Here is an 11149-nt window from a genome sequence, read left to right on the forward strand (position 1 = left end):
GGTCACTGCAACGCGGCCTTCCACGTCCAACCCCAGAAATGCTGAGAATCCTTATGATTCAAGAGGTTAGATTTCTTCGTGGGGTGGAAATCCGGGAGTGCCAGCCGATTATATGTAAGCGATCCATTATCGGAGTCCAACCTTCGGGGTTCAGCTCAATCTGACGGGAATCAGAGTGCCTGTGCCACGCCCTCATGAACAGACGGTACGTGTCGAGCGCTTACGGTCACGGAAACACTTGCGGCGGGGTGATTTCGGTGTACCCCACTCCTTTCACAGGTATGCCGTCGATCACGCCCGAAACCGTACTAGCTCCCTCCCAATAACGAGGCTCGGGGGGAAGTGACAGGACTTCTTGGTTGACTTTCTGGGGCTGAATCGTGAGTTGACCGTTTGGCACCATCAGTAGCCAGCCGCTGGAGTATGTCTGCAGGGTCACAGGGCTGGTCCATGTTCCCAACGCTGTATCTCCCAAGAGCCGAGAATCCAGAGCGGCGTAGCTACCATCCTTGTTCACTTGCGTACCGACCTTCTGCACAATTGCTCCGGTGATATCGCGTATCAGATATACCATGTATTGAGTACCGTTGTCCAACTGCACGCTAAACCAATCCCAACCTCCGACTTGGCCATCTGCATTGAACCATTGATGGTCGTGCCAAGATGTACCGGTAACTGTGATAGGTACGCCGTGGTCGATGATAGTCCCAGTTGTCTGCAGGTTTGTATACGAGTAATACTTGGATGTATCGAAGGGACCGTATGGGATGACCCCACCATCACCGTGTAGAACGGCCTGTGTTGACGATGTCAAATTGAGGGTCAGTGAATAGCTTTGATTCGAAAAAGCGGCGCGCATCGTGTTATTGTTGTTCAACCCAGACATGCTCCAATCGAGCATCTGAATATCGAACCCTCCTCCTTTCGGTAACACATTTGGCTGCACTATAATTCTCTCATCGCTTTGATAAGTATTTTTCGTCAAGTCTGTAACGGCAAAATTTGCAACATACCCATTGGCAAGTGGTGGAGGCAATGCCCCCGTTTTGAAGAAGGTTAGTTCATACCCATAATTATGTACTTTCCCTTGAGGATCAGTGCCAGATAGATGGCCTGTATAATACCACCATTCTTTGGTGCTTGAGTTATGAGGGCTTTGATCCTGCGGAATGAAAATTTGCGGAGTCACTGCCGAAGCAAACGTAGCTGCGAAAAATAGACAAATTCCAATGCTCCAGCGAACAAATAATCTAAACTGCTGCAATACACGCGATGCTACAATCTTCGCTGATATGTTCATGGCTGACCTGAATCGGTAAGTGATTTCGCTTGTAGAGTCGACGCGCTCTCCATTATAACAATCGAGCAGTCTAGATTAAATACATCTATATCAAGGTTTCAACGAGGAAAATGGAACAATTTCCATGTAAGCTTTCCCACTCACTGTCACACCATTGATCTTGCCAGTCACCGTGGCATCACTTTCCGAGTAAGTTAAATTGGAAATTCCACCTAATTTTGCGACCGGCGCCAATGGCGCATATGTCGACCCGAGTAACGTCATTTCCTGATCATTCACGCGAGAAGTCACGACCACTTGGCCGCCGGGCACGGAAACGATCTCCGCCATCGGATAAGTCACTCCGGTACGAGGACTGGTCCAAGTGGGACCTACATCGCTATCAGCCAATGTCTTTGGATCTATCTGACTGTAGGTTCCGTCAGCCTTTATGTAGGTGCCGTAAGCCAACGAGGTCTTGTTGTTAACATCCTTGAGAAGGGAGATGTTATATTTTGTACCATCCGCTAATTCAATAGCATACCAGTGCCAACCTGTTGAAACTGAGCTGGGAGCACCAAACTCATGATCGAACCATGAAGTGCCGGTAACGGGTACAATTAGTCCATTATCATTCACAGACCCTGACACCTTGAGATTCGGAAACGAATAATAATCTAGAGCCCCAGAGGCATTTGGCGGCATCACACCTTGATCACCGTTAAGTACGACCCGGCCCTGTGTTTGCATACTGAGATTCAATCCGTAATTGGTGGAAGATAAGGATGACACTCCGGGAACAATAAGGCCGCCGCTAATCTGACTATTTCCATTTTTGCCGTTTAAATTCCAATCAAGTAATTGGATATTATAGCCCCCGCCGGGGAGCAGCAAATCTGGCTGGATGCTGATTCGGCTGTCGTTATAGTGGACACCTCGATTCAAATCAGTAATTGCAAGATTTCCCACATACGCTGAAGCTAACGGAAATGTCCCCAGCCCCGAACGGAAGAAAGTCATTTGGTATCCGTAAGAATGCGTTTTGCCAAAAATATCTGTGCCTGATAGGTGTCCAGTGTAGTACCACCACTCTAATGAAACATCGTGTGGAGCTTCGTCTCTCGGAATAACTACGGGGACCTCATCGGCAACAGCCAGGCTGTTGATAGATCCCATGATTGCTATTGAGAAAATTAATCCTACTTGTACAAATACTTTGACGATATTCATATCGAGACATGATTTGAGGATTTTCACGTTTTTGACATTCATTCCAACCTCCGTGTAATGACGCGTTACATGTATCATTGATGTCAATAATTTATATATTCTCGGATTATATATTTAATAGCAATCTTTTACTAAAAATAACAAATAATGACAACTCAGTCAACGACGGTAAATGAATTCATCAGACATTTAAGTTATTTGATTTTTCGTACGAAATAGAAATGTAATATTCAACTCCTACTTGTATTTAAATACGATTTATTTTATTAATTTCGGAATATGGTTTGGCAAACGGAAGGGTACTGCCAGATTGTTCCAGAATTCGGCGAATATAATGGGGCATGAAGAAAACTTCTATCACCGCTCTGCCGCCGGCCGAGGCACCGGTTTCGTTCAAGGGCTACTGGTTTCCGCTGGACATCATCGTAAGCGATCAATGAACGACACCCTTTCGCCTCGAGGCTGAATCGCAGAGGCTACCTGTCCATGTCGATCGAGCGTGGACACGTGTGCATGAATGAACAAGAGGAAGGTTTGCGGGTCCGGCTGGTCGTTGATCGTAAGAGTGATGGCCAACGCGAATACGACGAAGCCGCAAAGACGTGCCTGAAGCCTGGTGTCTCGATAGCTCGAACGGCCATGGAGTATGGGCTCAATCCAAACCTGGTTCGGACGTGGATCACCCAGTACCAACGCAAGCAAGATCAAGCTGAGCTGGTCGCGCCGGCAAGTGCCCGGTCACGCGAAAGGTCACCGGAGTTGTTGGCGCCGAGTGGAAATTGACCCCGACAGGGTCTGTCCGACGTGCGGCAGCGCAATGCGCCCGCTTGGCGAGGATCTGTCTGAGCAGCTCGCGCACGTGAGCGCGGCATTCAAAGTGAACTCACGTGCGGTGATATCAACTCATTGGATTTGCAGTCTAAATTAATATCAATTTTATAAATTCGAGTGCGGGATTTATGCTTGTGCAGCCGTTGCGCGTACACAGCACGGCTGCGCCCGATCCTCCTCACACGAATTCGCCATGCAAACCTCCACTCTCAAGGTCCGCGTCGATGCAATACGCGACGAAGCCCAAGACATCCGCTCGTTCCGCATCGTTCGGCTCGATGGCCTCCCGTTTGACGCCTACGAACCTGGCGCACATATCGACGTTATCGCACCATCGGGCATCACCCGCCAGTACTCGCTGTGCGGCGACCCCACGCACTGCGACGCGCAACTGTTCGCGGTCAAGAAAGAGACCAAATCGCGCGGGGGCTCGCACTCGCTGCACGACGACGTGGTGGTTGGCTCCGAACTGACCGTCGGCCTACCGCGCAATCTGTTCCGGATATCAGAACAGGCGCAAACCCACGTACTGATCGGCGCCGGCATTGGCATCACGCCGCTGCTGTCGATGACCTATCGGCTCGCGGCCGTTGGTGCGCCCTTCGTGCTCCACTACTTCGCGCGCAACGAAGCCCATGCGGCCTTTCTGTCCACACTGTCGCTGGATTCCCTGGCGCAGCACGTGCACTTCCACTTCGGCATTGCGCGCGGCGACGTGGAAGCGGCGCTATGCAGTTGCCTGGAAAATGCCGGCGCTGGCACGCACGTCTACACCTGCGGCCCGGGGCCGTTCATGGACAAGGTGGTAGCGGTCAGCGAAGCGATCGTCGGCCCGGACGCGGTGCATCTGGAGCGCTTTGCGGCAGAACCGGCTGCGTTGGTTGAAAGCGAGCTGGAAAGCTTCGAAGTGCAGATCGCCGGGTCTGGCCAGATCGTGCAGGTGGGTAAAGGAGTGACGATCGTCAGCGCACTCGCGGAAATCGGCATCGAAATCGACACTTCCTGCGGCGAAGGCGTCTGTGGCACGTGCATCGTGGATGTCGTCGACGGCGAGCCCGAACACCGCGACCATTGCCTTAGCAAGGCCGAGCGCGCGAGCAACCAGGTCATTTGCTGCTGCGTTTCGCGCTCGCGCTCGAAGCGGCTCGTACTCGACGTTTGACGGCAGACCGACCGGCCGCCGGCGCGACGGCGGCCCCTGCCGTAGCCGTAGCGTCGGACATCGCGAAGCGCTGCATGATGTTGCCCAGCAGCTGGCGCATCCAGGCAATGCCCTCGTCCTCGTGAAAATGTTCGTGCCAGTGCATCGTGACACCTACCGGCGCGATCGCGACCGGCAGCTCGTAGATGTTGAATTCGCCACCCTTCGCAAATAGCTGGGCGAGCCTGCGCGGCAGCGTCGCGACGAAATCGGTGACGGTGAGCACGCGCGGCAGTGCCACGAAATGCGGAATCTCCAGACCGATATTGCGCGCCACACCCTTAGAGCGCAAGGCATCGTCGAGAGCATGGTGGCTGTGCTCGATCGAGCGCACCAACACATGCGACGCACCGGCGAACTCAGCCAGCGTAATCGCAGGCCGTGCAGGCCCCTGCACGCGGCGTCGCATCATGCAGACATAACTTTCCTCGAACAGCACCTGATGGCGCGTGCGAGCCGTCAGTTCCGGCAGGTTTCCGATCGCGAAATCGAGCCGGCGCGCGCGCAGCGCATCCTCGATCTCACCCACCGGCATCGGCTGGACGACAATCTTGATCTTCGGCGCAAGCCGGTTCACTTCCTCACAGATCGACGGCAGATACGCCATCTCACCCGCGTCCGACAGCGACAGCCGGAAAGCGCGCGTGCTGAAGGCCGGATCGAAGCGCTCTGCGTAGCGCAGCGCCTCGCGCACTGTTTCGAGCGCGCGCGCGACGATCACCGCCAGCTCTTGGGAAATCGGAGTCGGCTGCATGCCATGGCGCGTGCGCACGAACAGCGGATCGTCGAACAGCGCGCGCAGTCGCGCCAGCGAATAGCTCATCGCCGGCTGAGACAGCGCGAGCCGCTCGCCCGCCTTGGTCAGGCTCTGCTCCTCGACGATCGCGAGAAACACCTGAAGCAGATTTAGATCAACCCCATCGAGCGATCGCATCATGATATCCATTGATTTGATGTCTAGGACAATTTTAGATCAATTTGACGCATGAAATCTATCGATCGACACTGTCGTCACACGCCGGACAGCAACAAACTGGCGATCGACAACCCTCGCGTTCCACCGCGATCACCACGATACCTCACACCATGAGTGAAAACTGGCAAAGCATCGATACGCATGCGCTGCGCGGGCGCGCAGAAGCCGATCGTATCGCCCCGGCCCTGTACTACGATCCGCAGATCTTCGAGGCCGAGCTCGAGCGCATCTTTTACAAGACCTGGATCTGGGTTGCCCACGAGAGCGAGCTACCGAATCCCGGCGATTTCCGCACCACCACGATCGGCCGCCAACCGGTGATCGTGGTGCGTGACAAGACGGGTACTGTCAACGTGCTGCAGAACCGCTGCCGCCATCGTGGCGCCACCGTATGCGAGGAGCACAAGGGCAATGCGAAGGGCTTTACCTGCCCGTACCACAGCTGGTCGTACGCGCTCGACGGCGCGCTGCGTGCGCTGCCGTATGGGGACGGTTACGAAGGCGTCTGCGAAAAGAGCGACTTGCCACTGGAAAAGCTGCGCGTCGGTATCTACCAAGGCCTGATCTTCGCGAGCTTCAATCAGGAAATCGAACCGCTGGAGGATTTCCTCGGCGGTGCGAAGCCATGGATCGACCTGTTCATGAAGCAAGGCGCCGGCTATTCGATCAAGTCTAATGGTGAACACAAATTCCGATTCAAGGGCAACTGGAAGATCCAGCTTGAGAACACTACCGACCTCTATCACTTCCCGGTGGTCCACAAGTCGTGGATGAAGTCGATCGACGAGGAAACCGCTGCAGTGATCACCAGCTTCATGACCAGCGACAAGGCGTTCTGCCGCTCACTCGGCAACGGTCACAGCCTCGCTGTACTGGTGCCAGAAATCGTCGACCTCGACGAGGATGATGGCGCGCCGCTGTCAGAACGATTCGACGATCTGGTCAAGCAGTTGTCGGAAAAGCACACGCCCGAGGAAATACGCTGTATCGTTCGTTCGCTAATGGGCGTCGGCTTCAACCTGAACCTGTTCCCGAACCTCGCGTTGTCGATGGCTTTCTTCCGCGTGCTGCGACCGATCTCGGCAGAAGAAACGGAAATCCGCCACGTTGCACTCGCGATGGACGGCGGCCCGGAGGAAGCGAACCGCGTGCGCCTGCGGATCCACGAGCACTTCCAGGGGCCGCTCGGATTCGGCAGCCCCGACGATGCCGAGGCCTGGGAGCGCGTACAACGCGGCTCGCACGCCGGTCCCAACACGCCGATCCTCGTGAACCGCGGGTTGAACCGCGAAACGACTGCACCGAACGGTGAGAAAACCGCGCATTCGACCGACGAAACCGGCATGCGCGAAGCCTATGCGCAGTGGCGCAAGATGATGGAGGCATGATGAACGACCACAACATGCTGGTTTCCGACGATACGTTCGCGCGTGCGGTGCGCTTCATCTGGCGCGAGGCCGAATTGCTTGACCGCCGCGAATACCGCGAATGGCTAACGCTGTGGGACGAGGCTGGCCACTACGTGGTGCCAATCGATCTGGCCGCGACTGATTTCGCGGCAACGCTGAACTATGCATACGACGATCACGAGATGCGCGAGAAGCGCGTCGACCGGATGACCTCGGGCTACTCGGCATCGGCATCGGATGCGGCGCGCACCGTGCGCACTGTCTCGCGCTTCACACTCGCCAACGCCGAAGCGAACCAGGTCGAGATCCGCTCCGCGCAGGTCGTGATCGCCTACAAGCGCGCCAGCACCACGATTTTCGCCGCCGATGTCGCGTATACGCTGCGCTTCGATGGCGCAGAGCCGCGCCTGGAGCAAAAGGTCATCCGTCTGATCGATTCGACTGAAGCACTGAACGCGATCGGCTTCCTGCTGTAAGCAGCCCGGCGGCCCGCTTGAGCTACGCGCGGGCCGCCGTATTATCTGTCTCGTCTGGGATTCGCCCTATGCCCACGCTCGAAGTCTATCTGCCCGCCGGCCAGCCCGAAACGCGCAAGGCCGCGCTCATCGCCAATCTCACGCAAGCCACCGTCGATGCGATCAGCGCACCCGCCGAATCAGTGCGCATCCTGCTCAACGAACTGCCCGGCGGCCATTACGCCATCGGCGGCACACGCGCCGCCGATGGCGCGAAGCCGTCCTTGCCAGTCATCATCGCGATCCTGATCGCAGGCCGCACGCTCGACCAGAAACGCGCACTGATCGCCGCTCTGGCCGATACAGCCGCCGAGACACTCGAATCGGCGCTCGATGCGACACGCGTGATGGTCAAGGACATCCCGAACACCGATTTTGGTATCGGCGGCAAGACGGCGAAATCGCTGGGCCGCTGATACGCCGACTCGACGCACCGCGATGCGGCGCGGCTGCCAGGCCACCCTCTTTCATCCCGAGCTTTCGATGACTCAAGATTGTCCCCTCTTGCTTGCCGCGCTCGCCGCACGTCTGGCCATTCTCGAGGCCGAACGTGAAGCCCGTCGCTCATTCACGCGCTACATGGCGCTCTGCGACGTACCCGCGTGCGCGCTCGACGGCGAATCACTGGCCGCGCTGTTTACGACGGACGCGATCTGGGAAGGCGTGGGCAAGCACCATGAAAACAAGTTCGGCCGGCTCGACGGCCGTGAGGCAATCGTGGCGACGCTGTCGCACTATCTGCCACCTACCCCGCACTTCACGACCAACACGCACTTCGTCACCTCCGAGACGATCGACGTGGACGCTGAAGCGCAACGCGCCACCGGCCGTTGGATCATGATGCAGGCCTCGGGCTACGTCGACGGCCGCGCTGAGCTGATTGGCGCGCGCCTCGAAGTTGATTTCGTACCGGAAGCCGGCTCGCCGCGCTGGCTGATCGCACATTTCCGCACCGAGCGCCTGTTCGACGCTCCGTGGCAAACCAATCCGCGCGCGGCGCTGCCGCCCACCACCGAAAAAGATCCCGCATGAGCACCTTCATCAAGACACTGTCGCTCGGCGGCAGCCGGCCCGACAGCCCGACGATCGCCATCAAAGACACGATCGACATCGCCGGCTATCCCACCACCGGTGCGAGCCGTGCACTGGCCAGCACTGCGCCGGCCGGCCGGCATGCAACGGTCGTGCAGCGTCTGCTCGACGCTGACTGGCGGATCGTCGGCAAGGCGAACATGCACGAGCTCGCTTTCGGCATGACCGGCATCAACGACTTCACTGGCACGCCGGACAACCCACAGGACCGTACGCGCATTCCAGGCGGTTCGTCGAGCGGCTCAGCCGCCGCTGTCGGCCTGAGGCTCGCGGATGCCGCGCTCGGCACCGATACCGGTGGCTCGGTCCGCGGCCCAGCCGCGTGCTGCGGTGTAATCGGTCTGAAGCCGACGTTCGGACGCGTATCGCGCGACGGCGTCGTGCCAGCCAAAACCACACTCGACTGCGTCGGCCCGTTCGCACGCGAGATGCACACGCTCGTTGCCGCGATGGCAGCGATCGCCAGCGATTTCGACGAAGCGGCGGCACGAGGCGAGGCCTCTGCACTGCGGATCGGCATCGTCGACGCGCCAGCCAACGCGGCGTTCAGCACGGCCGTGATCGACGCAGTGCGCCGCGCCGGCAACGCATCGGTCCCGATTGCGCTTGCGCACCTGGGCGAGGCCTTCGACGCCGGCCTGGTAGTCATCAATGCGGAGACCTCGCACGCGTTCGGCCATCTGGTGGGCAGCGGCAAGCTCGGGCCAGACCTGGAAGCACGCCTGCGGGCAGCGGCCAATACCAACCGCGATGCGCTCGCTGCCGCCGAACGGGTACGCCGAGCGTTCACCGAGGAAGTCGATCGCGCGCTCGATCACGCCGACCTGATCGTAATGCCGACCCTACCGAACTTCCCAATAACGATCGACGAAGCACACCGGGGTCGCTCCGTCATCGCGATGTCCTCGCTGATCCGCCCATTCAACCTGAGCGGCCACCCGGCGCTGAGCCTGCCGCTCCCCATCGACGGATCGACGCTGAAGGCCGGCCTGCAGATTGTCGGTCGTCATGGCGCGGACGAACAGGTATGCGCGCTCGCCTCGTACCTGGAGCGCGCGCTGGCCAGTTGAGTCCGGCTCCGGCACGGCCGCTCCACCATGGAGCGAGCGACCTACCATCCTCAACTGCGCATCGCGCACTACATCCAGCGCATCGGACATGCACGAATTGTTCGGCTTTTTTTGCTCGGCGATCCGCAGCCCGCTGCCGCATGTGAACTTACCCTGATACCGTAAGTGTGATCGCCGCGCGCCGCGATCGGGCAGTTCAGGTGCCTGCACTGCATCGACCTGAACCTCCGCGAACTCGGCGTCCTGCTGCACGTGGCTGGCCACGTCAGCGTCGCCTTGATGTTCGCCTCGTGCAATATCTACTTCGCCAACGTCGCTGCTGGGATGTGGATGTGAAGGACGGCCTGTATATGCGATGACGCCGACGGTCGGTCAGAAGCGCTGCGGATACCCACCCGCAACGCGACCTGGTTCTGCGAACTCGACGTGGTGATAACTGGCGCGAGGTTCGCAACGGCGCCGCTACCAGCGCATATGTAGACGGCCGTCTCATACAGATCGGTGTGCCTCGAGAGAAGGTGGTCCACGCTGGCGTCGAACTCGTGGTAGTGCGGCTTCTGCCCGGTCGCCGACACATTTCCGAGCCTGTAGCTGTACGCACTTCCGAGTTGCAGTGCCGGCGTGATCATGTAGCTCACGACAATTTCGGCGATGTCGAGCGTGACATGCCCGCCGATCTTCGCGCTGAGCGTCGGCTCAAGATCGCCGCAGACCAACGGGATCGTCGAGCGACTGCACAAGACCATGTTCAACGAGTTCTATCGCGTCGCTTTCCGCAAGAAGATCTACGAATCGACCGATGCCTTGCAGACCGGTCTTGATGCGTGGCTCGACCAGTACAACACTGAACGCGAACATCAGGGGCGATGGTGTTACGGCAAGACGCCGATGCGCACCTTCCTCGATTCACTGGAACTCGCCAAGGAGAAACTTATTCCTCATCAACCACTTCTTCCCTAGCGGCCCGACTACATGTCAGATCGAGTTCCGGCTAATGCACATCTGGCCGACTCAATCGCCGATCGCCTCGCCCTGTCGGCCAAACGTCGGCGTACCGTATTGATTGCTCTGCAAGCCCACGTAGGCGAACCGGCCAAACATCCGGCCGCCCTGGCCGGCGGCGCCGGTGTTCAGATTGAAGTCATTCTCGAGGCGGACTATCGTGGACAGGCCGCCACCGCGATTGTCGCTGCCACGCAAACTCCAGCGGTTGCCTTGGGAAATGCTGTTTTCCCACGCTGATCGAAGTGTGCCGGTAATCGGCGTGTCGGCGTTGATCCGGCCGTTCAACCGGTCGGTCCATCCCGTCCTCAGCTCGCAGGCTCTCATGCCCGAAAACAACTTCCGCGCGGGCCTGAAAATCGTTGCTGGCAGTCACGGAGACGAGGAGCGGGTCTGCGGGTGCATTCGCACGGGCGCTTGCTAAGAGACGGTTTCATAAAGACTGCTGAGTCCGCTGCAAGGTGTTCCAGCAGATCAAGCAGCAGCCGAGTTTGAGGAACGCGCCGTGAATATCAGCACGGCGCTCGAAACGGATACGGAGGCA

The 11149-nt window shown here is 58.1% G+C and carries 12 protein-coding genes and 3 pseudogenes; 9 read left to right on the top strand and 6 right to left on the bottom strand.

Features of this window, described 5'->3' with window-relative positions; genetic code table 11:
• Positions 1-226: 226 nt before the first annotated feature.
• The gene (locus tag RZR99_RS29740; RefSeq protein WP_323123347.1) at positions 227-1300 is read right to left on the bottom strand and encodes a carotenoid 1,2-hydratase; all 1074 of its coding nucleotides are present in this window, start codon (positions 1298-1300) and stop codon (positions 227-229) included.
• 90 nt (positions 1301-1390) lie between these two features.
• Positions 1391-2551: a carotenoid 1,2-hydratase gene (locus RZR99_RS29745; RefSeq protein ID WP_323123348.1), complete on the bottom strand. Its 1161-nt coding sequence runs from the start codon at positions 2549-2551 to the stop codon at positions 1391-1393.
• Between the two features lie 471 nt (positions 2552-3022).
• Here RZR99_RS29745 and RZR99_RS29750 point away from each other — a divergent pair, with 471 nt between their 5' ends.
• From RZR99_RS29750 to RZR99_RS29760, 3 genes and pseudogenes are all read left to right on the top strand, one after another.
• Positions 3023-3292, top strand: coding sequence for a transposase (locus RZR99_RS29750; protein ID WP_323123349.1), 270 nt, complete (start codon positions 3023-3025; stop codon positions 3290-3292).
• Positions 3293-3296: 4 nt separating this feature from the next.
• A pseudogene (locus RZR99_RS33595) lies at positions 3297-3389 on the top strand (IS66 family transposase zinc-finger binding domain-containing protein); the annotation flags it as partial.
• A 144-nt stretch (positions 3390-3533) separates the two neighbouring features.
• Positions 3534-4502, top strand: coding sequence for a PDR/VanB family oxidoreductase (locus tag RZR99_RS29760; protein WP_323123350.1), 969 nt, complete (start codon positions 3534-3536; stop codon positions 4500-4502).
• Here the strand turns inward: RZR99_RS29760 and RZR99_RS29765 are convergent.
• Positions 4447-5475 carry a LysR family transcriptional regulator gene (locus RZR99_RS29765; RefSeq protein ID WP_323123357.1) on the bottom strand — a complete coding sequence of 343 codons (1029 nt, stop codon included), beginning with the start codon at positions 5473-5475 and terminating at the stop codon, positions 4447-4449. The genes RZR99_RS29760 and RZR99_RS29765 overlap by 56 nt on opposite strands.
• Positions 5476-5627: 152 nt before the next feature.
• On the opposite strand from RZR99_RS29765, the gene RZR99_RS29770 reads away from it, so the two are divergent.
• The 5 genes from RZR99_RS29770 to RZR99_RS29790 all read left to right on the top strand — a co-directional run bounded on the left by RZR99_RS29770 (position 5628) and on the right by RZR99_RS29790 (position 9603).
• Positions 5628-6905: an aromatic ring-hydroxylating oxygenase subunit alpha gene (locus tag RZR99_RS29770; RefSeq protein ID WP_323123351.1), complete on the top strand. Its 1278-nt coding sequence runs from the start codon at positions 5628-5630 to the stop codon at positions 6903-6905.
• Positions 6902-7402: an aromatic-ring-hydroxylating dioxygenase subunit beta gene (locus RZR99_RS29775; protein ID WP_323123352.1), complete on the top strand. Its 501-nt coding sequence runs from the start codon at positions 6902-6904 to the stop codon at positions 7400-7402. The genes RZR99_RS29770 and RZR99_RS29775 overlap by 4 nt, the downstream gene beginning before the upstream one ends.
• Before the next feature lie 68 nt (positions 7403-7470).
• Entirely contained in the window at positions 7471-7857 is a 387-nt protein-coding gene (locus tag RZR99_RS29780) for a tautomerase family protein (protein ID WP_323123358.1), read from the top strand.
• A 67-nt stretch (positions 7858-7924) separates the two neighbouring features.
• Positions 7925-8473: a nuclear transport factor 2 family protein gene (locus tag RZR99_RS29785; RefSeq protein ID WP_323123359.1), complete on the top strand. Its 549-nt coding sequence runs from the start codon at positions 7925-7927 to the stop codon at positions 8471-8473.
• Positions 8470-9603, top strand: a complete 1134-nt coding sequence (locus RZR99_RS29790; protein ID WP_323123353.1) for an amidase — start codon at positions 8470-8472, stop codon at positions 9601-9603. The genes RZR99_RS29785 and RZR99_RS29790 overlap by 4 nt, the downstream gene beginning before the upstream one ends.
• Before the next feature lie 299 nt (positions 9604-9902).
• Here the strand turns inward: RZR99_RS29790 and RZR99_RS29795 are convergent, their stop codons facing one another.
• Positions 9903-10241 carry a porin family protein gene (locus RZR99_RS29795; RefSeq protein WP_323123354.1) on the bottom strand — a complete coding sequence of 113 codons (339 nt, stop codon included), beginning with the start codon at positions 10239-10241 and terminating at the stop codon, positions 9903-9905.
• 58 nt (positions 10242-10299) lie between these two features.
• On the opposite strand from RZR99_RS29795, the pseudogene RZR99_RS29800 reads away from it, so the two are divergent.
• A pseudogene (locus tag RZR99_RS29800) lies at positions 10300-10563 on the top strand (integrase core domain-containing protein); the annotation flags it as partial.
• 51 nt (positions 10564-10614) lie between these two features.
• Here the strand turns inward: RZR99_RS29800 and RZR99_RS29805 are convergent.
• Positions 10615-10893, bottom strand: coding sequence for a porin (locus RZR99_RS29805; protein WP_323123355.1), 279 nt, complete (start codon positions 10891-10893; stop codon positions 10615-10617).
• Positions 10894-11038: 145 nt separating this feature from the next.
• Positions 11039-11149, bottom strand: a pseudogene (locus RZR99_RS29810) (IS5/IS1182 family transposase); the annotation flags it as partial.

This window comes from Burkholderia alba (genome assembly GCF_034721475.1).
In the GTDB taxonomy this organism is placed as follows: Bacteria; Pseudomonadota; Gammaproteobacteria; order Burkholderiales; family Burkholderiaceae; genus Burkholderia; species Burkholderia alba.

Coding starts and splice junctions, on each gene's coding strand:
- RZR99_RS29740 (WP_323123347.1), bottom strand. CDS start 1,300: ATGAACATATCAGCGAAGATTGTAGCATCGCGTGTATTGCAGCAGTTT.
- RZR99_RS29745 (WP_323123348.1), bottom strand. CDS start 2,551: ATGAATGTCAAAAACGTGAAAATCCTCAAATCATGTCTCGATATGAAT.
- RZR99_RS29750 (WP_323123349.1), top strand. CDS start 3,023: ATGAATGAACAAGAGGAAGGTTTGCGGGTCCGGCTGGTCGTTGATCGT.
- RZR99_RS29760 (WP_323123350.1), top strand. CDS start 3,534: ATGCAAACCTCCACTCTCAAGGTCCGCGTCGATGCAATACGCGACGAA.
- RZR99_RS29765 (WP_323123357.1), bottom strand. CDS start 5,475: ATGCGATCGCTCGATGGGGTTGATCTAAATCTGCTTCAGGTGTTTCTC.
- RZR99_RS29770 (WP_323123351.1), top strand. CDS start 5,628: ATGAGTGAAAACTGGCAAAGCATCGATACGCATGCGCTGCGCGGGCGC.
- RZR99_RS29775 (WP_323123352.1), top strand. CDS start 6,902: ATGATGAACGACCACAACATGCTGGTTTCCGACGATACGTTCGCGCGT.
- RZR99_RS29780 (WP_323123358.1), top strand. CDS start 7,471: ATGCCCACGCTCGAAGTCTATCTGCCCGCCGGCCAGCCCGAAACGCGC.
- RZR99_RS29785 (WP_323123359.1), top strand. CDS start 7,925: ATGACTCAAGATTGTCCCCTCTTGCTTGCCGCGCTCGCCGCACGTCTG.
- RZR99_RS29790 (WP_323123353.1), top strand. CDS start 8,470: ATGAGCACCTTCATCAAGACACTGTCGCTCGGCGGCAGCCGGCCCGAC.